The sequence below is a fragment of the Actinomadura viridis genome (assembly GCF_015751755.1).
GTDB lineage: Bacteria > Actinomycetota > Actinomycetes > Streptosporangiales > Streptosporangiaceae > Spirillospora > Spirillospora viridis.
Genome location: NZ_JADOUA010000001.1, coordinates 609,426 through 632,029, shown reverse-complemented (window position 1 = coordinate 632,029; position 22,604 = coordinate 609,426). Strand labels below are relative to the sequence as shown.

The following is a 22,604-nucleotide window of genomic DNA, read 5'->3' as shown; positions in this document are numbered from 1 at the left end:
GCTATGTCTGGACCTAACGAGGCCGGAGATCCGGCCGAGGCCCCCGGAGCGCACCCCGTTCCCGGCGCCCCGGCACCGCCCAGTTTCGGGAGGACGGATCCCCCGGCCGGCGAACCGGGCGCTCCCGCACCGGCGGCGGACTCCGGCGACGATCCGGAGCCCGCCGCCTCCCCGCAGATCACCGGTGAACTCCGGTTGCCCATCGGCCTCCAGCAACCATGGTGGGCCGCCGCTCCCGGCGGCGACTCCGAGGCCGCACCCGAGGCCGCATCCGAGGCGGAGGCCCCGGCCGGGATCGAGGCCGCGACACCGCCGGAGCCCACCCCGCCTCCCGCCAAGCCCACCGAACCAGCCGAACCCGCCGAGCCGACCCGACCCGCTGAGGCGCCCCGACCTGCCGCGTCCGGCACGCCGGGCGCGCCGGCGGCAGGGCACCCCGGAGCGGCCCCCGAGGTCCTCCCCGGTACGCCCCTCGGTACCCCGCCCGGCCGCCTGGTCGCGGGCCGGGGCGGCCCCAAGGCCGACACCCGCGGCGCCCTGCCCGCCGAGCCGGCCGGCCAGGAGCCCACCGGCTACCCCGACACCGACCCGGACGGCATCCCGGTCATGCGGCCCGCCGAAGCCGCCGAAGCCGCCGCAGACGCCCGTACCGGGGCCCCGCCCGCTCCGGGGCAAGTCCCCTCCGCGGGAGACCGCTCCGGCGACGAGGGCACCGGCCCTGCGGGCCCTCCCCCGCCCGCCCCCGGAACGCCCGGCACGGGAACACCCGCCATGGGAACGCCCGGCACGGGAACACCCGCCACGGGAACGTCCGGCACGGGAACGTCCGGCAGGGCCAAGGGCACCGGAACGGGTGAGAACCCGCTGCCGGCCCCTCTTCCGGACTCGCTCCTCAAGCGCGACGCACCGCCGCACGAGGACGCCCCGGGTTCGCGCACCACGCCGATCGCGGTGGCGGCGGCGGCGAAGTCCGCTCCTCCCGGTGCGCAGCCACCGGCCGAGGACGCGAAGGGCAGCGGTCCCGCGGCGCTCACGCCGGTCTACTACATCGACGGCCTCTCCGCCGGTGGCGGGCCCGCACCGGGTGAGGGGGGCGGCGGCACGAGCCCGTTCGGAGCCGGCCCGCTCGGCTCGGGCCCGGGCGAGCGCGGGGGCGGCGGGCGCAAGCGCCTGCTCATCGGCGGCGGCGTGGTGGCCGCCGCCGTGATCGCCGTCGCGGGCTTCGCCCTCGCCGGGTCCGGCTCCGAGAGCGAGGGCCGTCCGGCCAAGGCGGACAGGGCGCCCGGTCCCGTGACCGCTCCCCCGGCACCGCCCTCCGGCGCGCCGACGCCGACCGCCACTCCCGGACCGCCGTCCAAGATCGACAATGTGCGGACCGACCCCGCGCCGCTCGCGCTCTCGGAGGCGTTCCCGACCACGCGCGTCGACCTGGGCGGCCGGGCCTACTCCCGCGACCGCGCCTCGGTGAACCACCGGTGCGCGCTCGCCGCCCGGGGCGCGATGGCCCAGGCGCTCACCCGCGAGCGCTGCGGCAGCGTCGTCCGGGTCACCTTCCTCGACAGGGAGCGGTCGCTGGCCGTCACCACCGGCATCGCGGTGCTGCCCGGCAAGGCCGCCGCGCTCAGGGCGAACGGCGCCGGCGACCCGAGCAGGTACGAGTGGTTCCGCGGCATGGCCGGCAACCGCACCCAGGGCATCGACCGGGCCGGCGGGTACGCCGCGGGCACGGTGCGCGGACGCTACATCGCCTACGCCTACGCCACGTACGCCAACGGCAAGCGCCCCCAGCCGGGGGACCCGACCCTCAAGACGGTCGCCGAGCAGTTCGTGGGATACGCGCTCCGGCCGATCGACGCACGCGCACGCGCCTGACCTCCGCCAGGAGAGAAAGCACTCGGGTACGGCCGGTGGCGATGCCACCGGCCGTCCGCTTTCCCGGGCTCGGCCCCACCCCTCAAGGTGCGGAAAACCGCAGGTCGATCTGGGCACGCACCTCATTACGGCGGGCATGGGCGCGGGCCTAGCGTTCCGTTCCCATGAGGGAAAGATTGATCGAGGTGCCGCGTCGGGGGCGGGCCGGGCTGTGGGCCCTGCTCGCCCTGGCCGCGGTCATCTTGACGGCCGCGGTGACGAACGGCGCCATGCGGCCCCTGCCCGCCTCCGCCCCCGGCGGGGAGTTCAGCGCCGAGCGCGCCGTCCGTCATCTGGAACGCTTCGCCACCGAGCCGCGGCCGATCGGGAGCCCCGCCGGTGAGCGGACCAGGAACTACCTGGTGGAGCAGCTACGGGCGGCCGGGCTCAAGGTCGAGACGCAGCGGGCCACCGGGGCCAACGCGTCGAAGGGGCTGGCCTCCTTCGGGCAGGTTCACAACGTGGTGGCCAAGCGGCGCGGCACCGCTTCCACCGGAACCGTGCTGATCGCGGCGCACTACGACTCGGCGGCGATGGGGCCCGGCGCCTCCGACGACGGCGCCGCCGTCGCCGCCATGCTGGAGACCGTACGGGCGCTCGGGAACACCGCGCTCCGCAACGACCTGGTGCTGCTGCTGAGCGACGGAGAGGAGGACGGGGTCCTCGGCGCCGAAGCGTTCGCCAGGGAGCACCCACTGGGCCGCGCGGGCGGGGTGCTGCTCAACTTCGAGGCACGCGGGGTCGCCGGGCCCTCCCTGATGTTCGAGACGTCCAAGGACAACGCGGGGCTGGTACGGACGTTCGCGCGGAACGCGCCGCAGCCGCACGGGGACTCCACCTTGGTCGCGCTCTACCGCCTGCTGCCGAACAACACCGACTTCACGCCACTGACCAAAGCCGGATTCAGCGGCATGAACTTCGCCTACATCGAACGCTCCTCGCACTACCACACCGCCCGGGACTCCCTCGCCCAGATGGACCGGGGAAGCCTCCAGCACCACGGCTCCACCATGCTGGCGCTGGCCCGCACCCTGGGGGCAACGGACCTGGCGACGGCGCGGGCCGGTCACGACGCCACCTACTTCCGGGTCTTCGGCGTCATGGTGACCTATCCGCAGTGGCTCGTGTGGCCGCTGGCGCTGCTGTCCATGGCCGCGCTCGCCGCGCTGGCGGCGGTCGCCCGCCGCCGCAGGCTGCTCAGCCTGCCCCGCCTGGCCTTGGGCGCCGTCTCGGGCGTCCTGCCGCTGCTGCTGTCGGTGGTGGCGGCGCAGGCGCTGTGGTCGCTGCTGGCCGGGATCCGACCGGCGTACGACACGTTGGGAGGCTTGCTGCACCGGCCCGGCGCGTTCGAGGCGGCCGTGGCCGTGCTCACCATGGTGGCGGTTCTGGTCTGGTACCTGGCGCTGCGGCGCGCGTCCGGGCCCTGCGCGCTGGCGGTCGGCGCGCTGATCTGGCCCGCCGCGCTGGGGATCCTGTGCGCGGCGTACGCGCCGGGCGCGGCGTTCGTCTTCACCCTGCCCGCGCTGACGTGCGCGCTCGGCGGGCTGGGCGCTCTGCTGCTTCCCCGCCTGCGGGTGACCGCGCTGACGGCGGGAACGGCCCTGTCGGCGGTGCTGCTGCCCGCGCTGGCCGGGACGGTCTTCCAGGGCATGGGACTGGCGCTGGGCGGGGCCGCGGCCCTGGTGGTGGCGCTGTTCGCGCTGACGCTGCCGCCCATCGCCGAACTGGTGCTGCCGGAGCGGGCCGCGTTCGCCGTGCCGGCCGCGGGCGTCGTCCTCGCGGGCGCGCTGGCCGGCACGGGACTGGCCGTCGACCGTTTCGACGCGGAGAACCCCGGGCGCACGCACCTGGCGTACGTGCTGGACGCCGACCGCCGGAGGGCCCACTGGGTCAGCGCCGACCCCGCCCCGCCCACCTGGACCAGACGGTTCGTCAGCGGCCACGACACCACGGGCCTCCCGCCCGGCTACGCCCGCGGCCCGCTCCGGACGGGCCCCGCCCCGGCCGTCCGCGCCGCCGCTCCGCGCGTGACCCCGCTGGGCCGCTCCGGTGACACCGTCCGGCTGCGCGTGCGCGCCGGGTCCGGCGCGCGCTCGGTCACGCTGCGGGTCGAACGGCCGATCACCCAGGTCACGGCGGCCGTCCGCGGGTCGGCCCCGGTGACCGTCCCGGTCACCGGGACACGGGCCCGTACCTGGCCGGGCGAGGTGCGCTTCCGCGGCCTGCCCCTCCAGGGCGTCGAGATCACGCTGCGCGTGCCGGGGACGGGCCGGGTCCGCATGACCGTCATCGCCGAGACCGACGGCTTCCGGGCGGTACCGGGATTCACGCCCATGCCATCGGATCTGGTGGCCTCGACACGGGAGGACGGCGGGCTCACGGCGGTCACCCGCACGTACACCTTCTGAGGCACCCCAGGCCCCCTCTGGCGCCCTCTGACCCCCGGGTGAGCAGCGTCTACGACGGCGAAGGAGACGAAGGGGACGGCGGCGGGGAGGGGGACGGCGGCGTCGAGGGGGCGGCCGAGGAGTTGAGCGTACGGACCCGCCGGGTCTCCTGGGCGCGCCGCGCCAGCTTCTCCGCGGACGGGTAGCGGATCTCCTCCAGGGACAGCCCGTGCGCAGGCGCCACGTTCACCCCGGAGTCGCGGACGCGCGCGGCCAGCACCTTCGCGGGCCATTCCACGTCCCGCCGCCCGTCGCCGACCACCAGCATGGCCCCCACGAGCGCGCGGACCATGGAATGGCAGAACGCGTCCGCCTCGACCGTGGCGACGGCCACCCCGCGCTGGGGCGCCGTGGAACGCATCACCAGCCCGTTGGCGCCGTCCTTCACCCCGTACGGCTCCTCCCGGTGCCAGTCGAAGCGCAGCAGCTCCCGGATGGTGGTCGCGCCCTCCCTCTTCCGGCAGTACGCGGCGAAGTCGTACTCGCCCACCAGCAACGAGGCGGCGGCGTTCATCCGGTCGAGATCGAGCGGACGCGGATGCCACAGGACGTCGTGGCGGCGCAGCGGGTCGACGCCCACCGGGTCGTCGCACACGCGGTAGGCGTACCGCCGCGACAGCGCCGAGAACCGCGCGTCGAAGCCCTCCGGGGCCACCGACACCCGCCACACGCGCACGTCCGGGGGCAGCAGGCCCGCGAGCCGCCGGGGCATGGTGCCGTTCACCATCGAGTACGAGGCGGCCGGGACGACCACGTGCGCCACCTGCCCGCGCGCGTGCACGCCCGCGTCCGTACGGCCCGCCACGGTGAGGACGGGGGGCGGATCGAGACGCAGCAGGCGGGCCAGGGCGTCCTCGATGGCGCCCTGGACGGTCCGCTGCTTCGGCTGGCGCGCCCAGCCCGCGAAGCCGGACCCGTCGTAGCCGATGTCGAGCCGGAGCCGTACCAGTGCGGTCATCTCAACGTGTCGCTTCCTCGGGGAGCCGGCCCCGGAGCCCGGTGACGGAATCCGCCCGTCCCGCCGGGAAGCCGCCCGCGCCCGCCGGACGCGTCACGGTCCCGGGCATCCTGCGTGACAATCGTCGCCCCCCTGACGTGACCATGGATTCAGTCTGGCAAAGAACGAGCCCGCCGTCCCGTAGGGGACGGCGGGCCCGAGCGCATGTCGGGCGGGAGCGTCCTCGCGGAGCCTCCCGGCCGGCATGCTCAGTCCTACCCGGCCTTACTTGGCCTCGCCCTCGTCCTTGGACTCGCCCTTGGCCTCGGTGGCCTCGGCCTCGTCCTTGGACTCGGCGGCCGGCTCCGCGGTCTCCTCGCCCTTGGTGAGGGTGACCTCCTCCTCCGCCGGGGCGGCGGGCTCGGCCGGAGCGGCGGTCGCGGTGGTGCCGGAGGCGGCGGCCAGCGGCTCCTGCACCAGCTCGATCACGGCCATGGGGGCGTTGTCGCCCTTGCGCGGGCCGAGCTTGGTGATGCGGGTGTAGCCGCCGGGACGGGTCTCGAAGCGGGGCGCGATCTCGGTGAAGAGCTCGTGCACCACGCCCTTGTCCCGGATCACCCGGGCCACCTGGCGGCGGTTGTGCAGGTCGCCGCGCTTGGCCTTGGTGATCAGCTTCTCCGCCAGCGGACGCACCCGCCGGGCCTTGGCCTCGGTGGTGGTGACGCGGCCGTGCTCGAACAGCGCCGTGGCCAGGTTGGCCAGGATGAGCCGCTGGTGCGCGGCACTGCCGCCCAGGCGGGCGCCCTTGGTGGGCTGAGGCATGGTCGTTCCTTCCTGCGCCGGCCGTATCAGGTACCGGCGTCAGCTGCGATGAATCACGCACGCCCGGTGGCGTGCGCCGGACGGGCGCCGCGCACGTGGACGCGGCGCCCGGTCGACCGTCAGTACTGCTCGGTCTCGGCGTAGCTGGTGTCGTCGTCGCCGTAGTTGTCGGCCGCCGCGCTCGGGTCGAACCCGGGCGGGGAGTCCTTCAGCGACAGACCCATGTCGTTGAGCTTCTGCTTGACCTCTTCGATCGACTTGGCGCCGAAGTTGCGGATGTCCAGCAGGTCCTGCTCGCTGCGGGCGACCAGCTCGCCCACCGAGTGGATGCCCTCGCGCTTGAGGCAGTTGTAGGAGCGCACCGTGAGGTTGAGCTCCTCGATGGGCAGCGCCAGGTCCGCGGCCAGCGCGGCGTCCGTCGGGGACGGACCCATGTCGATGCCCTCGGCCTCGACGTTGAGCTCCCGGGCCAGCCCGAACAGCTCGACGAGGGTCTTGCCGGCGGAGGCCACCGCGTCGCGCGGCAGCATCGCCTGCTTGGTCTCCACGTCCAGGATGAGGCGGTCGAAGTCGGTGCGCTGCTCGACCCGGGTCGCCTCGACCTTGTAGGTGACCTTGAGCACGGGCGAGTAGATGGAGTCGATCGGGATCCGGCCGATCTCCTGGCCCGGCTGCTTGTTCTGGGCCGCCGAGACGTAGCCGCGGCCGCGCTCGACCGTCAGCTCCATCTCCAGCTTGGCCTTGTTGTTGAGGGTGGCGATGTGCAGGTCGGGGTTGTGCACCTCGACTCCGGCGGGCGGCGCGATGTCGGCCGCGGTCACCTCGCCGGGACCCTGCTTGCGCAGGTACATCACCACGGGCTCGTCGTGCTCGGAGGAGACCACCAGCTCCTTGAGGTTCAGGATGATGTCGGTGACATCCTCCTTGACCCCGGGGACGGTGGAGAACTCGTGCAGGACGCCCTCGATGCGGATGCTGGTGACGGCGGCACCCGGGATCGAGGAGAGGAGGGTACGGCGGAGCGAGTTACCGATCGTGTAGCCGAAGCCCGGCTCCAGCGGCTCGATGGTGAACCGCGACCGGTACTCGTCGACCTGCTCCTCGGTGAGGGTCGGACGCTGAGCGATGAGCATGAGTGCTCCTTCTTCCCGCGGTGCCCGCTATTTGACGACCGCGTTCATCTGTGTTACTTCCCCGTACCCCCAGGATTCCACGGCTGAGCCGCCGTGGAATCCCGGAGGGTGACACGAGTTCCGCTCCAGGCCGCCGGGGCGGTTACTTGGAGTAGAGCTCGACGATCAGCTGCTCCTGGACGGGAGCGTCGATCTGCTGCCGGACCGGCAGCGAGTGCACGAAGATCCGCATCCTGTCGGAGTCCACGCCCAGCCACGCCGGAACCTGGGTCTCGCCGGCCTCGGCCTTGGCGACCTGGAACGGCGTCAGCTCCTTGGACTTGGTCTTGACGTCGACGATGTCGGCCTCGCCGACGAGGAACGACGGGATGTTGACCTTCTTGCCGTTGACCCGGATGTGACCGTGCCGGATCAGCTGGCGGGCCATGTCGCGGGACTTGGCGAAGCCCGCGCGGTAGACCACGTTGTCGAGACGGCGCTCCAGCAGGGTGAGCAGGTTCTCACCCGTCTTGCCGCCCTGCCGGTTGGCCTCGACGTAGTAGTTGCTGAACTGCCGCTCCAGCACCCCGTAGATGCGCTTGGCCTTCTGCTTCTCACGAAGCTGGAGCAGGTACTCGGTCTCCTTGGGACGACCGCGGCCGTGCTCACCCGGCGGGTAGGGCCGGATCTCGATCGGGCACTTCGGCCCCATGCACTTGCTGCCCTTGAGGAACAGCTTCATCTTCTCGCGACGGCACAGCTTGCAGTCGGCGCCTGTGTAACGAGCCATTGTCTCTCTTCTCCCCCTGCCTCAGACCCGGCGCCGCTTGGGCGGGCGGCAGCCGTTGTGCGGGACGGGCGTGACGTCCTGGATGGAGCCGACTTCCAGACCGGTCGCCTGCAGCGAGCGGATGGCGGTCTCACGGCCCGAGCCCGGGCCCTTCACGAAGACGTCCACCTTGCGCATGCCGTGCTCCATGGCGCGGCGGGCGGCGGCCTCGGCCGCCTGCTGGGCGGCGTACGGGGTCGACTTGCGCGAGCCCTTGAAGCCCACGTGGCCGGAGGAGGCCCAGGAGATCACGTTCCCGTTGGGGTCGGTGATCGAAACGATCGTGTTGTTGAACGTGCTCTTGATGTGGGCGTGCCCATGAGCGACGTTCTTCTTCTCCTTGCGGCGCACCTTCTTGGCGCCGACACGGCTCTTGGGAGGCATCTGCTCTCTCTACTCCTGAGGTCGTCGATCCGGAGCGGGCCGCGGGCCCGCTGCCCCGGACTACTTCTTGCCGGCCTTCTTCTTACCGGCCACGGTCTTCTTCTTGCCCTTGCGGGTGCGCGCGTTGGTCTGCGTGCGCTGGCCGTGCACGGGCAGCCCGCGACGGTGCCGGATGCCCTGGTAGCAACCGATCTCGATCTTGCGGCGGATGTCGGCCTGAACCTCGCGGCGGAGGTCACCCTCGATCTTGTAGTTCGCCTCGATCCAGTCGCGCAGCTTGACCAGCTCGTCGTCGCCGAGCTGGTGCACCCGCAGGTCCGGGTTGACCCCGGTGCCCTGCAGGGTCTCCTGGGCCCGGGTCCGGCCGATGCCGAAGATGTAGGTGAGAGCGATCTCCACGCGCTTGTCGCGCGGGAGGTCGACGCCGAGGAGGCGTGCCATCTCGGGCAGTTCCCTTCTGTTGCGGAGGTATGTGCGCACCGCCTTCCGCGAACACCCTGCCCGGGTGGCGGCCTCGGCCTCCGTCCGAGGGTCCCCCTTCACACGCCTGTGCCGTACGAGCCGATCAAGAGGCGGGTGCCTCCGGGACGGCGTCGTACGGCGACGTGTGAAGGATCGCGATGCGCGTCTGGAATGTGGTCTGCGTCAGCCCTGACGCTGCTTGTGGCGCGGGTCGGAGCAAATGACCATGACCCGGCCGTGCCGGCGGATGACGCGGCACTTGTTGCAGATCTTCTTGACGCTCGGCTTGACCTTCACTGGGTCTCCTGGGAATAAGGGTCACCCCTGGCCGCCGTCGCGCCGGAGCGATCGAACCGTGTGCTCCGGCGGAGCCAGGGAAGGCAACCCCAGTGGGTTGTTTACTTGTAGCGGTAGACGATCCGACCGCGCGAGAGGTCGTAGGGGCTCAGCTCCACGACGACGCGGTCGTCCGGCAGGATCCGGATGTAGTGCATCCGCATCTTGCCGCTGATGTGGGCGAGCACCTTGTGCCCGTTGTCCAGCTCCACTCGGAACATGGCGTTGGGGAGGGACTCGATGACGGTGCCCTCGATCTCGATGGCGCCTTCCTTCTTGGGCATGTCCTCCGCGCTTCACTGATCGACTCACTGGGCTCAGCCCGCGAGAACCCACGGACGCAGCTCTCGCGAGCGATATCCATGGGAATCCGGCCACGACCTTGCCGGGACGAACGTCCGGGCAGGAATCTGAAGCGGCCGACAGCGGACCGACATAAGAGTCTACGTCACCCGGCCACCGAAAGTGAAATTGTCGCATGATCCGGCACCGGAGACTGCTCCCGACACCAGCATACAGCGCCTGCGCGTTGTACCTTCTCGGGAGGAAGGACGTCCAGGGAGGATCGGCATGCCGAGCTATGACTTCGCGCTGATCCTCAGCCGTCCCCTCTACGAGGAGGAGCTGGACGACCTGTTCGACCGTACGCACGGCTACGTGACCGTCTCCATCATCACCGAGCCCCAGCACGCGGAACGTCCGGGCAACGCCTCCTGCACCTGGCAGGGCCGGACGCTGGCCGCCGCGATCATGGAACTGGTCGAGCACATGGAGGCCAGCGCGCCCGGTCTGCGCGTCCAGCGGGTCGAGGCCGACCCCCTGCTGACCATCCGCGACATCGCCGAACGGGTGGGACGCTCGGTCGACTCGGTCCGGCTGTCCATCACCGGCGCGCGCGGCCCCGGCGGGTTCCCCGCCTCGGAGATGTCCGCCGCCGGGCACCGGCTCTGGCGCTGGTCCAAGGTCGCCGCCTGGTACGACCACGACGACCCCCAGCTGCGCGAGGCCCGTCCCACCACGCAGGCGATCAACGGGTGGCTGGCGCTGCGCGACGTCGTCCCGGACGTGGCGCCGGCCCCGGAGGACGTCACCTCCGCCCTGTCCGCCGTCATCTCCCAGGTGGCCTGACACGCCCCGGGAGCGGCCCCCGTCCCCCGTGAGCGGCCCGGGAGGTGCGCCCGCCGCCTGGACGTTCTCAGCCGCTCTCGCGCGGCCTTCTCGCGGTCTTCCCGCGGTCTTGCCGCCCTCCTCGGGAGCCCGCCCCTCCGGCGGCGACGCGCCCGGCCATCGCGCGAAGCGAAGTGACCTTGCTCTCGGCCGCCCGAATCGACAGCGGGGCCCGGGGACGCGAAGATCGTCTCCGGTCCCGGCCGGGTGGCGGCCGACGGGCGCCGGGGCGGGAGTGCCATTCGCCCGGTGTCCGTGATGTCCTTGGATGAGGGGGAGGGATCGATGGCGATCATCGCGCAGCTCAGCGACACCCATATCGCCGCCGGCCGCGGAGGCACGGTGGCCGACGACTCCGGCCCGGTGCGGGCCCTGCGCGCGGCGGTGGCCGGCCTGCTGTCGCTGCCCGCGCGACCGGACGCCGTGGTGATCACCGGCGACCTCACCGAGCACGGCCTGCCCGCCGAGTACGCCCGGCTGCACGCGCTGCTGTCGCCGCTCCCGATGGCCGTCTACCCGATGCCCGGCAACCACGACGACCGGGACAACCTGCGCGCGGCGTTCGGCGACCATCCGGCGGTGAGCGCGAGCGGCGTCCGTCCCCAGGCCCCGCTGCAGTACGCGATCGACGTGGCCGGCGTCCGGCTGGTGTGCTGCGACACCACGGTCGACGGCGCGCCGCACGGAGCGATGGACGCCGACCGGCTGGCCTGGCTCGACGCCACCCTCGCGGCGGCTCCGGACACGCCCACGGTCGTCGCCACGCACCACCCGCCCTACCCGATCGGCATCCGGTTCATCGACGACATGCGCTTCCTCGACCCGGCCGGGTTCGAGGAGATCATCGGGCGGCACCGCCAGGTGGTACGGGTGATCAGCGGCCACGTGCACCGCGGCTCGGTGGGATCCGTGGCGGGCCGGGTGAGCACCACCTGCCCCAGCACCTACCGCCAGCTGTTCCTCGACCTGACCCGTCCCGGCCGGGCGGCGGTGACCGGGGAGCCCGCGGGCTTCGCGGTGCACCTCGTCACGGCCGGCGGGGACGCCACCACCCACTTCGTGCCGACGGGCAACTATCGCCCTCTCATGGACGTGGAGTGAGCGGGCAGGAACGTCGCGGCGCTCAGGAGCGGCGCGAGCCGAAGATCGTGGTGAGGACGAGGATCGCGCCCCAGGGCCCGGCCACCCAGATCCACCACGGGTAGACCAGTGTCCCGGCGAGGGCGAGGATCAGCCAGACCGTGAGGTTGATCCCGCTGACGACGGCCCAGGTGCCCCACATCTGCCCCGCGGTCGTACCGGCGGGGGCGCGGCTCTTCTCCTTGGCGACCGGGGCATGGGAGGACTGCTGGACGGCCGGCACGGGCCGCTCGTACAGGTCCGCCTCGGGCAGGTCGGAGGTGACGTCCTGCAACTCCCCGACCGTCCTGGCCGCGTACGCCGCGTCCAGCCGCTCCTGGAGCTCGTCCATGGTGATGCGGCCCAGCGCGCAGTGCTCGCGCAGGGTCGTGGCCACATGGTCGCGTTCGGCATCCGAAGCACGGATGTCAGGATCCAACGCCATGGCACCCCCTTCGCGGCCTCCAGCTTGAAATGCTACCCGCCGGCCGGCCCCGTCGCTCCTGCCAGCCGCTCCCGCCCCTCGTCCAGGGCGGTGAGCACCCGGGGGCCGTCCTCGGTGACGGCGAAGGTGTGCTCGAAGTGCGCGGAGGCGCGGCCGTCGGTGGTGACCACCGTCCAGCCGTCGTCGAGCTCGCGGGTGTGCCGGGTGCCGAGGTTGACCATCGGCTCCACCGCGAAGCACATGCCGGGCCGCAGCTCGGGGCCGTACCCCGGGGACCCGTGGTTGGGGATCAGCGGGTCCATGTGCATCTCGGTCCCGATGCCGTGCCCCCCGTACCCCTCGACGATGCCGTACGGGCCCTGAGAGCGGATGTGGGACTCGATCGCGTGCGACATGTCGGTGAGCCTGGCCCCGGCGACTCCGGCCGCCAGGCCCTTCCACAGGGACGCCTCGGTGACCTCCAGGAGGCGGGCCCGCTCGGCGTCGATCTCACCCACCGGCACGGTGATCGCCGCGTCGCCGTGCCACCCCTCGACGATCGCGCCGCAGTCGATGGAGATGATGTCGCCGTCCCGCAGCACCTTGCCGGCGCTGGGGATGCCGTGCACGATCTCCTCGTTCACCGAGGCGCAGATCGTCGCCGGGAAGCCGTGGTAGCCCTTGAACGAGGGCACGCCGCCGTGGTCGCGGATGTGCTGCTCGGCGACGGCGTCCAGGTCGAGCGTGGTGATCCCGGGCTTGACCGCCTCGCGCAGCACCTCCAGCGTCCGGCCGACCAGCAGGCCGGCGGCGCGCATCAGCTCGATCTGCTCGGCGGTCTTCACCTGGATCATGAGCCTGCGACGTCGGAACATGGCGGGTCAGCGCTCCAGGGGACGCAGCGCGGCCAGCGCCCGGTGGGTGACCTCCTCGACCGGGCCGGTCGCGTCGATGCCCACCAGGATCCGCTCGTCGGCGTAGAACTGCACCAGCGGGGCGGTCTGCTCCTGGTACACCTCCAGGCGGTGCCGGACGACCTCTTCCTTGTCGTCGTCGCGCTGGAACAGGTGGCCGCCGCACTCGTCGCAGATGTCGTCCTGCTTGTCGTCGAAGTCGACATGCCAGATCCGGCCGCACCGCTCGCAGGTGCGGCGGCCCGACAGCCGCCGGACGACCTCGTCCTCGTCGACCACCAGCTCCAGGACGATGTCCAGGCGGGCGTCCCACTCGGCGAGGATCTTCTTCAGCGTCTCCGCCTGCGGCACGTTCCGCGGGAAACCGTCCAGCAGGAACCCGTCGCGGGCGTCGTCCTCGGCCAGCCGGTCGCGCACCATGGCGATGGTGACCTCGTCCGGGACCAGGTCGCCCCGGTCCATGTACTTCTTGGCCTGCCGGCCCAGCTCGGTGCCGCCGCTCACGTTGGCGCGGAAGATGTCACCTGTCGAGATCTTCGGGATGGACAGATGCGATGCGATGAACTGGGCCTGTGTCCCCTTGCCCGCTCCGGGGGGGCCCACCAGAACGATACGCACTACCGGAGGAAGCCCTCGTAGTTACGCTGCTGGAGCTGACTCTCGATCTGCTTCACGGTATCCAGTCCGACGCCGACGACGATGAGGATGCTCGTGCCCCCGAAGGCGAAGTCCTGGGTCGCGCCGATGAGTGCGAACGCGACCATCGGGATCAGGGCGACGAGCCCCAGGTAGAGCGCACCGGGTGTGGTGATCCGGGTCAGCACGTAGTCGAGGTACTCGGCGGTCGGCCGGCCCGGACGAATACCTGGGATGAACCCACCATACTTCTTCATGTTGTCGGCGACTTCAGTGGGGTTGAACGTGATCGCCACATAGAAGTACGTGAAGAAGACGATGAAGGCGAAGAAGATCCCCATGTGCCAGGGGTTGTCCTGGGCCAGGTAAGGCTGGACGCTCTGCAGCCACTTCGTGTTGGGCCACAGCTGGGTGGCCAGCACCGGCAGGTAGAGCAGCGACGACGCGAAGATCACCGGGATGATGCCGGCCTGGTTGACCTTCAGCGGGATGTAGGTCGATGTGCCGCCGTACATCCGGCGGCCCACCATCCGCTTGGCGTACTGCACCGGGATGCGCCGCTGGGCCTGCTCGACGAAGACCACACCGGCCATGATGGCCAGGCCGACGAGCAGCACCAGGGCGAAGACGAAGCCGCCCTTGGAGGTGTAGATGCTCCAGAACTGGCCGGGGAAGACCGCGACCACCTGGGTGAAGATCAGGATGGACATGCCGTTGCCGACGCCGCGGTCGGTGATCAGCTCGCCCAGCCACATGATGACCGAGGTTCCCGCGGTCATGCAGACCACGATCGTGATGATCGTGAAGATGTCGTTGTTGTACAGCACGTCCTGGCCGCCGGCCACGCCCTGGAAGAGCTGGCCCGTGCTGGCCATCGCCACGATTCCGGTGGCCTGCAGGATCGCCAGGCCGATGGTCAGGTAGCGGGTGTACTGGGTGATCTTGGTCGTGCCCGCCTGGCCCTCCTTCTTGAGGGCTTCCAGGCGCGGGATCACCACCGTGAGCAGCTGCAAGATGATGCTCGCGGTGATGTAGGGCATGATCCCCAGAGCGAAGACCGAAAGCTTCAGGAGCGCTCCGCCGCTGAAGAGGTCGACCAGCCCATAGAGATTGTTGCTCTCCCTGGCCTTGTCGGCGGTCTCGCGCAGGACCTCGGTGTTCACGCCCGGGGACGGCAGCATCGAGCCGATCCGGAAGATCAGGATGATGAACAACGTGAACAGAAGTTTTTTACGCAGGTCCGGCGTACGGAAAGCCCGAGCGAACGCGGTCAGCACCATTCCTCCTGCGCGACTGGCGAATCCTTGGCCGCCGAGGGGCCGGGTTCGTGTCCATGGGTGACGGCGAGCCCGAAACAGGGCAGCGCCGCCGGTCGAACTCTAACAGCAGATGATGCCGGGGCCGCGCCTCCCGACACCGGGACCCTGCGGTCCCCGGTGCTGGGTGAGCACGTCCCCGGCATCACGGGTCGTCTCTTCTTACAGCTCTTCGGCCGAGCCACCGGCCGCCGCGATCTTCTCCTTGGCGGAACCGGAGAAGGCGTGCACCTTCACCTGGACCGCCACGGAGATCTCACCGGTGCCGAGCACCTTGACCGGCCGGCCGCGGCGCACCGCGCCCCGGGCCGCCAGGTCCTCGGCCGTGACCTCGCCGCCCTCGGGGTACAGCGCGGCGAGCTTGTCCAGGTTGACCACCTGGAACTCGACCCGGTTCGGGTTCTTGAAGCCCTTGAGCTTCGGCACCCGGCGGATCAGCGGCATCTGGCCGCCCTCGAACCCCACGGGAACCGTGCTGCGGGCCTTGGTGCCCTTGGTGCCGCGGCCCGCGGTCTTGCCCTTGGACGCCTCGCCGCGGCCCTTGCGGACCTTGGCGCGGTTGGCGCCGGGAGCCGGACGCAGATCGTGCAGCTTCAGCGGGGCGCCCTCGGCGCCCGCGCCGTCCTTGCTCAGATCAGTCGCCATCTCAGTCGACCTCCTCGACGATGACCAGGTGGTTCACCGTCCGGATCATGCCGCGCACCTCGGGACGGTCGTCCCGGACCACGCTCTGCCCGATCTTCTTGAGGCCGAGCGTGCGCAGCGTGTCACGCTGGTTCTGCTTCTCGCTGATCACAGACTTGGTCTGCGTGATCTTCAGCTGGGCCATCAGGAGGCCACCTCCGCACGCGGCTCGCTGCCGGCGGCACGCGCCCGCAGCATGGCCGCCGGAGCGACGTCCTCGATCGGCAGGCCGCGCTTGGCCGCGATCTCCTCGGGCCGCTTGAGCGACTTCAGACCGTCCACCGTGGCGTGCACGATGTTGATCGCGTTGTCGGTGCCCAGCGACTTGCTCAGCACGTCGTGGATGCCGGCGCACTCCAGCACGGCGCGCACCGGGCCGCCGGCGATGACGCCGGTACCGGGGCTGGCCGGACGCAGCAGGACCACGCCCGCCGCCGCCTCGCCCTGCACCTGGTGCGGGATGGTGCCCTGGATCCGCGGCACCTTGAAGAAGTGCTTCTTGGCCTCTTCGACGCCCTTGGCGATCGCCGCGGGCACCTCCTTGGCCTTGCCGTAGCCGACGCCGACGGTGCCGTTGCCGTCACCGACGATCACCAGGGCGGTGAAGCTGAAGCGACGGCCGCCCTTGACGACCTTGGCGACGCGGTTGATCGCCACGACCTTCTCGATGTACGACTGGCCCTTGTCGGCGCCACCGCGGCGGTCGTCGCGGCGGCCGTCGCGACGGTCGCCACCCTGACCGCCACCACGCCTCTGCGCTGCCATCAGTGGGTCCTCTTCTCGTTGCTTGTCGACAGGGCCATCAGAGCTCCAGGCCCCCCTCGCGCGCGCCGTCCGCGACAGCGGCGACACGCCCGTGGTACTTGTTGCCGCCCCGGTCGAAGACGACCGCGGTCACCCCGGCCTCCTTGGCCCGGGCGGCCACCAGCTCGCCGACACGGCGGGACTTGGCCGTCTTGTCGCCGTCGTCGGCGCGCAGGTCGGCCTCCATCGTCGACGCGTAGGCCAGCGTGTGGCCCGCGGTGTCGTCGATCACCTGGACGAACATGTGCCGGCTGGAACGAGTCACGACCAGGCGGGGCCGCGCGGCGGTGCCGACGACCTTCTTGCGGACCCGCAGGTGCCGGCGCTTGCGGGACTTGGCCCGCGCCGACGTGGCCTTGCCGGCCAGGGTCTTGGTGCCTGCCATGACTACTTACCAGCCTTTCCGACCTTGCGGCGGATCTGCTCGCCCTCGTAGCGCACGCCCTTGCCCTTGTACGGGTCGGGCTTGCGCAGCTTGCGGATGTTGGCGGCGACCTCGCCGACCTTCTGCTTGTCGATGCCCTCGACGACCAGCTGGGTCGGCCGCTCCACCGTGAAGCTGATGCCCTCCGGCGGCTCCACGGTGATCGGGTGGCTGTAGCCGAGCGAGAACTCCAGGTTCTTGCCCTTGGCCACCACGCGGTAGCCGACGCCCTGGATGACCAGGGTCTTCTTGTACCCGTCCGTGACGCCGACCACCATGTTGTTGATCAGCGAACGGGTGAGGCCGTGCAGCGCCCGGTTGACGTTGACGTCGTCGGGGCGGCTCACGGTGACCGTGCCGCTCTCCAGCGCCACCTCGATGGGCTCGGCGACGGTGTGGCTCAGCTCGCCCTTGGGCCCCTTGACGGTGACCTGACGGCCGTCGATCCGCACGTCCACACCGCTGGGCACGGTGATGGGGAGACGTCCAATACGCGACATTTCTAGTGCCCTCCCCTCACCAGACGTAGGCGAGGACTTCCCCGCCCACGCCACGCTTGCCGGCCTGCCGGTCGGTCATCAGGCCGGAGGACGTCGAGATGATCGCGACGCCCAGTCCACCCAGAACCTTGGGCAGGTTGTCCTTCTTCGCGTACACCCGCAGACCCGGCTTCGACACCCGCTTGATACCGGCGATCGAACGCTCCCGGGTCGGGCCGAACTTCAGCTCGATCACGAGCTTCTTGCCGACCTCTGCATCCTCGACGCTCCAACCCGAGATGTAACCCTCCTGCTGGAGGATCTCGGAGATGTGCGCCTTGATCTTCGAGTACGGCATCGACACCGAGTCGTGGTACGCCGAGTTCGCGTTACGCAGACGCGTCAGCATGTCTGCGATCGGATCGGTCATCGTCATGGGCTTCTGGCCCTCCCTCGCCACGGTTTCCTCGGGCCGATGAAACCCGTGGACCTTTGGCGTGGTCGTGGACGCCTTCGTCAGGCGCCCGGTGGTTATTACACGCTGGGGTGGTTACCAGCTCGACTTGGTGATGCCCGGCAGCTCGCCGCGGTGGGCCATCTCCCGGAAGCACACGCGGCACAGGCCGAACTTCCGGTAGACCGAACGCGGGCGCCCGCAGCGCGAGCAACGAGTGTAGCCGCGCACGCCGAACTTGGGCTTCCGGGCCGCCTTGGCGATCAGGGACTTCTTCGCCATCAGTTCTCCTTGAAGGGGAAGCCCAGGAGCTTCAGGAGCGCCCGGCCCTCGTCATCGGTCTTGGCGGTGGTGACCACCGTGATGTCCATGCCCCGGTTGCGGTCGATCTTGTCCGGGTCGACCTCGTGGAACATGACCTGCTCGGTCAGCCCGAAGGTGTAGTTGCCGTTGCCGTCGAACTGCTTCGGGGAGAGGCCGCGGAAGTCGCGGATCCGGGGCAGCGCGGTGGCCAGCAGGCGGTCGAGGAACTCCCACATCCGGTCGCCGCGCAGCGTGACGTGGGCGCCGATCGGCATGCCCTCACGCAGCTTGAACTGGGCGATGGACTTCTTCGCCCGGTTCACGGCCGGCTTCTGACCGGTGATCGCGGAGAGGTCGCGGATCGCGCCCTCGATCAGCTTGGCGTCCTTGGCGGCGTCCCCCACGCCCATGTTGACCACGATCTTGGTCAGGCCGGGGATCTGCATCACGTTGGCGTAGCCGAACTGCTCGCGCATCGCGCCCGCGATCTCCTCGCGGTAGCGCAGCTTGAGCCGCGGCTGCGGAACGGGACGCTCGGTCGGGGTCTCGGTGACGGTGTCGGTCATGGAAGTCAGATCTCCTTACCGCTGCGCCGCGAGACCCGGACCTTGGTGCCGTCCTCGTTGATGCGGTAACCGACCCGGACCGGCTTGCCGTCCTCGACGATCGCGACGTTGCTGACGTGCAGCGGCGCCTCGACCGTGACCCGGCCGCTCTCCTTGCCGGCCCGCTGCTGGTCGGCCTTGATGTTCTTGGTGATGAGGTTGACGCCTTCGACGACGACGCGCTCACGGCGCGGGTCGACGCGCAGGACCTTGCCCGTCGCGCCCTTGTCCTTGCCGGCGATGACGACGACCTCGTCGCCCTTCCTGATCTTCATCTAGAGCACCTCCGGCGCAAGAGAGATGATCTTCATGAACCTCTTCTCGCGCAGCTCGCGGCCCACCGGGCCGAAGATGCGGGTGCCACGGGGGTCGCCACCGTCCCTGATCAGGACGGCCGCGTTCTCGTCGAAGCGGATGTAGGAGCCGTCCGGGCGCCGGCGCTCCTTGCGGGTGCGCACGACGACCGCCTTGACGACGTCACCCTTCTTGACACCCGCGCCGGGAAGGGCGTCCTTCACCGTCGCGACGATGACGTCGCCGACTCCCGCGTAGCGCCGACCCGAGCCGCCGAGAACGCGGATGCAAAGGATCTCCTTCGCACCCGTGTTGTCGGCGACCTTGAGTCGCGACTCCTGCTGGATCACGTCAACTCCTGTTCGTCACACCGGTTCTCCGCGCCGGAGCGCGGAGCCTGGCGGAACCAGTAATTACTTGGCCTTCTCGAGGATCTCCACCACGCGCCAGCGCTTGGTCGCCGACAGCGGGCGGGTCTCCATGAGACGGACGCGGTCGCCGACGCCACACTCGTTGGCCTCGTCGTGCGCCTTGTACTTGGTCGTGCGGCGGATCACCTTGTGGTAGCGGCGGTGGGTGATGCGGTCCTCGACGGACACGACCACGGTCTTGTCCATCTTGTCGCTCACCACCAGGCCCTCAAGGATCTTGCGGGTGTTCCGCTCCTCGGTCTGCTGCTCAGTCATCGTTGCCCTCCGCGGACTCCTCGGCGACCGTGACGATGCCGAGCTCCCGCTCCCGCATCACGGTGTAGATGCGGGCGATCTCGCGCTTCACGGTGCGCAGCCGCCCGTGGCTCTCCAGCTGGCCGGTCGCGGCCTGGAAGCGAAGGTTGAAGAGTTCCTCCTTCGCCTCCTTCAGCTTGGTGACCAGAACGTCCTCGGGCTCGGTCCGCAGATCGTCGGCGGTAAGACCCTTGGCCATCAGGACTCACCCACCTCTCGCTTAACGATCTTGCACTTCATCGGGAGCTTGTGGATCGCGCGGGTGAGCGCCTCCCGAGCGATCTGCTCGTTCGGGTAGGAGATCTCGAACATCACGCGGCCCGGCTTGACATTGGCGACCCACCACTCGACCGACCCCTTGCCGGAACCCATCCGGGTCTCGGCCGGCTTCTTGGTCAGCGGGCGGTCGGGGAAGATGTTGATCCAGACCTTGCCGCCACGCTTGATGTGACGGGTCATCGCGATACGCGCGGCCTCGATCTGCCGGTTGGTCACGTAAGCACCTTCGACGGCCTGGATGCCGAACTCGCCGAAGGTCACCTTCGTACCGCCCTTGGCCATGCCCCGGCGCTTCGGGTGGTGCTGCTTACGGTGCTTGACCTTGCGAGGGATCAGCACTTACCTCAGCTCCCCTCACCACTCGCAGCAGCCTCCGTCGGCTGGGCCTGCTGCTCTGGACTCTGCTGCTGCTTGGGCGCGCGGTCGCCGCCGCGCTGCTCGCCGCCACGGCCACCGCGGCCGCCACGGCCACCGCCGCCACGGCGCTCACCGCGACGCTCGCGGCCACCGCCGCCACCCGCGGCGCGCTGCTGCGCGGCCTTCTGCTCACGCTCGGCGCGCGTCGCCGCGGCCTCGCCCTTGTAGATCCACACCTTGACGCCGATCCGGCCGAACGTCGTACGGGCCTCGTAGAACCCGTAGTCGATGTCGGCGCGCAGCGTGTGCAGCGGGACCTGGCCCTCGCGGTAGAACTCCGAACGGGACATCTCGGCCCCGCCCAGGCGCCCGCCGCACTGGACCTTGATGCCCTTGGCACCGGACTTCATCGCGGACTGGATCGCCTTGCGCATCGCGCGGCGGAACGCCACCCGGCTGGACAGCTGCTCGGCCACGCCCTGCGCGACCAGCTGGGCGTCGATCTCGGGGTTCTTGACCTCGAGGATGTTCAGCCGCACCTGCTTGCCGGTGAGCTTCTCCAGGTCGCCGCGCAGCCGCTCGGCCTCCGCGCCGCGGCGGCCGATGACGATGCCCGGCCGGGCGGTGTGGATGTTGACCTCGACACGGTCACGGGTCCGCTCGATCTCCACCTTGGAGATGCCCGCCCGGTCCATGCCCTTCTGCAGCATGCGCCGGATCTGGACGTCTTCCTTGACGTAGTCCTTGTAGAGCTTGTCGGCGAACCACACGCTCTTGTGGTCGGTGGTGATGCCGAGCCGGAACCCGTGCGGGTTGATCTTCTGACCCACTACCGGGCCCTCCTCTGCTTCTTGCCGCCGCCGGCCGCCGAAGCCTCGTCCCGCGACTCCACGACCACGGTGATGTGGCTGGTGCGCTTGTTGATGCGGTAGGCACGGCCCTGCGCGCGGGGACGGAAACGCTTCAGCGTCGGTCCCTCGTCGACGTAGGCCCGGCTGACGACGAGCGTGTCGGTGTCGAGCTTGAAGTTGTGCTCGGCGTTGGCGATGGCACTCGCCAGCACCTTGCCCACAGGCTCGCTCGCTGCCTGGGGGGCGAACCGCAGCACCGCCTGAGCCTCCGCGGCGGGCAGGCCGCGGATGAGGTCCACCACGCGGCGGGCCTTCCTGGGCGTGACACGGATGAACCGCGCCTGGGCCCTGGCTTCCATCGCTGTTCCCTCTCTCCTACGATCTACTGCCCGCTTAGCCGCGACGGCTGCGGCGGTCTTCCTTGACATGGCTGCGGAACGTACGGGTCGGCGCGAACTCGCCGAGCTTGTGCCCCACCATGGCGTCGGTGATGAACACCGGCACGTGCTTGCGGCCGTCGTGCACGGCGATCGTGTGACCGATCATCTCCGGCACGATCATGGAGCGCCGCGACCACGTCTTGATGACGTTCTTGGTGCCCTTCTCGTTCTGGCCGTCCACCTTCTTCATCAGGTGGTCGTCCACGAAGGGGCCCTTCTTGAGGCTACGTGGCATGACGAGCGACTCCTACCGCTTCTTCTTGCTGCGACGACGGACGATCAGCCGGTCGCTCGACTTGTTGGCCTGGCGAGTGCGGCCTTCCTTCTTACCGTTCGGGTTCACCGGGTGCCGACCGCCGGAGGTCTTGCCCTCACCACCACCGTGCGGGTGGTCGATCGGGTTCATGGCGACACCGCGGACGGTCGGGCGCTTGCCCTTCCACCGCATACGGCCGGCCTTGCCCCAGTTGATGTTCGACTGCTCGGCGTTGCCGACCTCGCCGACCGTCGCGCGGCACCGGACGTCCACCATGCGCATCTCGCCCGAGGGCATGCGCAGCGTGGCGTACTTGCCCTCCTTGGCCAGCAGCTGGACGCCGGCGCCCGCGCTGCGGGCGATCTTGGCGCCGCCGCCGGGGCGGAGCTCGATGGCGTGCACGACCGTACCGGTCGGGATGTTGCGCAGCGGCAGGCAGTTGCCCGGCTTGATGTCCGAGCCCGGCCCGTTCTCGACCCGGTCGCCCTGCTTCAGGCCGGTCGGCGCGAGGATGTAGCGCTTCTCGCCGTCGGCGTAGTGCAGCAGCGCGATGCGGGCGGTGCGGTTGGGGTCGTACTCGATGTGAGCGACCTTGGCCGGCACGCCGTCCTTGTCGTGCCGGCGGAAGTCGACCAGCCGGTACGCGCGCTTGTGGCCGCCGCCCTGGTGGCGCGTGGTGATGCGGCCGTGGTTGTTACGGCCGCCCTTCTTGGGGAGCGGACGCAGCAGCGACTTCTCGGGCTCGCGGCGCGTGACCTCCACGAAGTCGGCCACGCTGGACCCGCGACGACCCGGAGTCGTCGGCTTGTACTTACGGATGCCCATCTTTTTCG

33 protein-coding genes are annotated in these 22,604 nt (G+C 70.5%); 4 read left to right on the top strand and 29 right to left on the bottom strand.

All coding sequences use genetic code 11. From position 1 onward, the window contains the following. Positions 1-3 precede the first annotated feature (3 nt). Entirely contained in the window at positions 4-1,872 is a 1,869-nt protein-coding gene (locus tag IW256_RS42005; RefSeq protein ID WP_197009452.1) for a hypothetical protein, read from the top strand. A 164-nt stretch (positions 1,873-2,036) separates the two neighbouring features. After that, positions 2,037-4,319 carry a M28 family peptidase gene (locus IW256_RS02815; protein WP_197009451.1) on the top strand — a complete coding sequence of 761 codons (2,283 nt, stop codon included), beginning with the start codon at positions 2,037-2,039 and terminating at the stop codon, positions 4,317-4,319. A gap of 49 nt (positions 4,320-4,368) precedes the next feature. On the opposite strand, the gene truA is transcribed toward IW256_RS02815, so the two are convergent. The 8 genes from truA to infA all read right to left on the bottom strand — a co-directional run bounded on the left by truA (position 4,369) and on the right by infA (position 9,524). Then, positions 4,369-5,316 carry a tRNA pseudouridine(38-40) synthase TruA gene (gene truA / locus IW256_RS02810; RefSeq protein ID WP_197009450.1) on the bottom strand — a complete coding sequence of 316 codons (948 nt, stop codon included), beginning with the start codon at positions 5,314-5,316 and terminating at the stop codon, positions 4,369-4,371. A gap of 264 nt (positions 5,317-5,580) precedes the next feature. After that, a complete protein-coding gene (rplQ, locus tag IW256_RS02805) occupies positions 5,581-6,117 on the bottom strand; it encodes a 50S ribosomal protein L17 (protein ID WP_197009449.1) in 537 nt (178 codons plus the stop codon). Positions 6,118-6,236: 119 nt separating this feature from the next. Then, entirely contained in the window at positions 6,237-7,250 is a 1,014-nt protein-coding gene (locus IW256_RS02800) for a DNA-directed RNA polymerase subunit alpha (protein ID WP_131944806.1), read from the bottom strand. Positions 7,251-7,392: 142 nt separating this feature from the next. Continuing rightward, positions 7,393-8,019, bottom strand: coding sequence for a 30S ribosomal protein S4 (gene rpsD / locus IW256_RS02795; RefSeq protein ID WP_197009448.1), 627 nt, complete (start codon positions 8,017-8,019; stop codon positions 7,393-7,395). A gap of 21 nt (positions 8,020-8,040) precedes the next feature. After that, positions 8,041-8,442 carry a 30S ribosomal protein S11 gene (gene rpsK, locus IW256_RS02790; protein WP_197009447.1) on the bottom strand — a complete coding sequence of 134 codons (402 nt, stop codon included), beginning with the start codon at positions 8,440-8,442 and terminating at the stop codon, positions 8,041-8,043. A 60-nt stretch (positions 8,443-8,502) separates the two neighbouring features. Then, a complete protein-coding gene (rpsM, locus tag IW256_RS02785; protein WP_197016052.1) occupies positions 8,503-8,883 on the bottom strand; it encodes a 30S ribosomal protein S13 in 381 nt (126 codons plus the stop codon). Between the two features lie 204 nt (positions 8,884-9,087). Continuing rightward, a complete protein-coding gene (rpmJ, locus tag IW256_RS02780; RefSeq protein ID WP_021596712.1) occupies positions 9,088-9,201 on the bottom strand; it encodes a 50S ribosomal protein L36 in 114 nt (37 codons plus the stop codon). Positions 9,202-9,302: 101 nt separating this feature from the next. Beyond that, on the bottom strand, positions 9,303-9,524 hold the full coding sequence (gene infA / locus IW256_RS02775) for a translation initiation factor IF-1 (RefSeq protein WP_197009446.1): 222 nt from the start codon (positions 9,522-9,524) through the stop codon (positions 9,303-9,305). 286 nt (positions 9,525-9,810) lie between these two features. Here infA and IW256_RS02770 point away from each other — a divergent pair, with 286 nt between their 5' ends. Then, on the top strand, positions 9,811-10,368 hold the full coding sequence (locus IW256_RS02770) for a hypothetical protein (RefSeq protein WP_197009445.1): 558 nt from the start codon (positions 9,811-9,813) through the stop codon (positions 10,366-10,368). Positions 10,369-10,692: 324 nt separating this feature from the next. Continuing rightward, complete coding sequence (locus IW256_RS02765; RefSeq protein ID WP_197009444.1) at positions 10,693-11,508, top strand: phosphodiesterase; 816 nt, start codon at positions 10,693-10,695, stop codon at positions 11,506-11,508. A gap of 22 nt (positions 11,509-11,530) precedes the next feature. Here the strand turns inward: IW256_RS02765 and IW256_RS02760 are convergent, their stop codons facing one another. The 21 genes from IW256_RS02760 to rplB all read right to left on the bottom strand — a co-directional run bounded on the left by IW256_RS02760 (position 11,531) and on the right by rplB (position 22,596). Next, positions 11,531-11,971, bottom strand: coding sequence for a DUF1707 SHOCT-like domain-containing protein (locus IW256_RS02760; protein WP_197009443.1), 441 nt, complete (start codon positions 11,969-11,971; stop codon positions 11,531-11,533). Between the two features lie 32 nt (positions 11,972-12,003). Next, positions 12,004-12,825, bottom strand: coding sequence for a type I methionyl aminopeptidase (gene map, locus IW256_RS02755; protein ID WP_197009442.1), 822 nt, complete (start codon positions 12,823-12,825; stop codon positions 12,004-12,006). A 6-nt stretch (positions 12,826-12,831) separates the two neighbouring features. Beyond that, positions 12,832-13,482, bottom strand: a complete 651-nt coding sequence (locus IW256_RS02750) for an adenylate kinase (protein ID WP_197009441.1) — start codon at positions 13,480-13,482, stop codon at positions 12,832-12,834. Continuing rightward, positions 13,482-14,777: a preprotein translocase subunit SecY gene (secY, locus tag IW256_RS02745; RefSeq protein WP_197016051.1), complete on the bottom strand. Its 1,296-nt coding sequence runs from the start codon at positions 14,775-14,777 to the stop codon at positions 13,482-13,484. Before secY ends, IW256_RS02750 begins: the two co-directional genes overlap by 1 nt. A 201-nt stretch (positions 14,778-14,978) precedes the next feature. Next, the gene (gene rplO / locus IW256_RS02740) at positions 14,979-15,461 is read right to left on the bottom strand and encodes a 50S ribosomal protein L15 (RefSeq protein WP_197009440.1); all 483 of its coding nucleotides are present in this window, start codon (positions 15,459-15,461) and stop codon (positions 14,979-14,981) included. A 1-nt stretch (position 15,462) separates the two neighbouring features. After that, positions 15,463-15,645 carry a 50S ribosomal protein L30 gene (rpmD, locus tag IW256_RS02735; protein ID WP_197009439.1) on the bottom strand — a complete coding sequence of 61 codons (183 nt, stop codon included), beginning with the start codon at positions 15,643-15,645 and terminating at the stop codon, positions 15,463-15,465. Further along, positions 15,645-16,265: a 30S ribosomal protein S5 gene (rpsE, locus tag IW256_RS02730; protein ID WP_425549718.1), complete on the bottom strand. Its 621-nt coding sequence runs from the start codon at positions 16,263-16,265 to the stop codon at positions 15,645-15,647. The genes rpmD and rpsE overlap by 1 nt, the downstream gene beginning before the upstream one ends. A gap of 37 nt (positions 16,266-16,302) precedes the next feature. Further along, positions 16,303-16,689, bottom strand: a complete 387-nt coding sequence (gene rplR, locus IW256_RS02725) for a 50S ribosomal protein L18 (RefSeq protein ID WP_197009438.1) — start codon at positions 16,687-16,689, stop codon at positions 16,303-16,305. Positions 16,690-16,691: 2 nt separating this feature from the next. Next, positions 16,692-17,228, bottom strand: coding sequence for a 50S ribosomal protein L6 (rplF, locus tag IW256_RS02720; protein WP_197009437.1), 537 nt, complete (start codon positions 17,226-17,228; stop codon positions 16,692-16,694). 16 nt (positions 17,229-17,244) lie between these two features. Further along, a complete protein-coding gene (gene rpsH, locus IW256_RS02715) occupies positions 17,245-17,643 on the bottom strand; it encodes a 30S ribosomal protein S8 (protein WP_197009436.1) in 399 nt (132 codons plus the stop codon). 114 nt (positions 17,644-17,757) lie between these two features. Then, entirely contained in the window at positions 17,758-17,943 is a 186-nt protein-coding gene (locus IW256_RS02710; RefSeq protein WP_131876394.1) for a type Z 30S ribosomal protein S14, read from the bottom strand. Further along, positions 17,943-18,530, bottom strand: coding sequence for a 50S ribosomal protein L5 (gene rplE, locus IW256_RS02705; RefSeq protein ID WP_197009435.1), 588 nt, complete (start codon positions 18,528-18,530; stop codon positions 17,943-17,945). Before rplE ends, IW256_RS02710 begins: the two co-directional genes overlap by 1 nt. Positions 18,531-18,535: 5 nt before the next feature. Then, a complete protein-coding gene (rplX, locus tag IW256_RS02700) occupies positions 18,536-18,844 on the bottom strand; it encodes a 50S ribosomal protein L24 (RefSeq protein ID WP_197009434.1) in 309 nt (102 codons plus the stop codon). Next, positions 18,845-19,213 carry a 50S ribosomal protein L14 gene (gene rplN, locus IW256_RS02695; RefSeq protein ID WP_197009433.1) on the bottom strand — a complete coding sequence of 123 codons (369 nt, stop codon included), beginning with the start codon at positions 19,211-19,213 and terminating at the stop codon, positions 18,845-18,847. It abuts the gene before it with no gap. 63 nt (positions 19,214-19,276) lie between these two features. After that, a complete protein-coding gene (gene rpsQ, locus IW256_RS02690) occupies positions 19,277-19,549 on the bottom strand; it encodes a 30S ribosomal protein S17 (RefSeq protein WP_197009432.1) in 273 nt (90 codons plus the stop codon). After that, the gene (gene rpmC / locus IW256_RS02685; protein ID WP_197009431.1) at positions 19,542-19,787 is read right to left on the bottom strand and encodes a 50S ribosomal protein L29; all 246 of its coding nucleotides are present in this window, start codon (positions 19,785-19,787) and stop codon (positions 19,542-19,544) included. Before rpmC ends, rpsQ begins: the two co-directional genes overlap by 8 nt. After that, entirely contained in the window at positions 19,787-20,206 is a 420-nt protein-coding gene (gene rplP / locus IW256_RS02680) for a 50S ribosomal protein L16 (protein WP_197009430.1), read from the bottom strand. Before rplP ends, rpmC begins: the two co-directional genes overlap by 1 nt. A gap of 5 nt (positions 20,207-20,211) precedes the next feature. Continuing rightward, positions 20,212-21,054 carry a 30S ribosomal protein S3 gene (rpsC, locus tag IW256_RS02675; protein ID WP_197009429.1) on the bottom strand — a complete coding sequence of 281 codons (843 nt, stop codon included), beginning with the start codon at positions 21,052-21,054 and terminating at the stop codon, positions 20,212-20,214. Continuing rightward, positions 21,054-21,434: a 50S ribosomal protein L22 gene (gene rplV / locus IW256_RS02670; RefSeq protein WP_197009428.1), complete on the bottom strand. Its 381-nt coding sequence runs from the start codon at positions 21,432-21,434 to the stop codon at positions 21,054-21,056. Before rplV ends, rpsC begins: the two co-directional genes overlap by 1 nt. 34 nt (positions 21,435-21,468) lie before the next feature. Next, positions 21,469-21,750 (bottom strand): 30S ribosomal protein S19, encoded by a 282-nt coding sequence (gene rpsS, locus IW256_RS02665; RefSeq protein WP_197009427.1) that lies wholly within the window; start codon positions 21,748-21,750, stop codon positions 21,469-21,471. Positions 21,751-21,762: 12 nt separating this feature from the next. Continuing rightward, complete coding sequence (gene rplB / locus IW256_RS02660; protein WP_197009426.1) at positions 21,763-22,596, bottom strand: 50S ribosomal protein L2; 834 nt, start codon at positions 22,594-22,596, stop codon at positions 21,763-21,765. Positions 22,597-22,604: the final 8 nt, after the last annotated feature.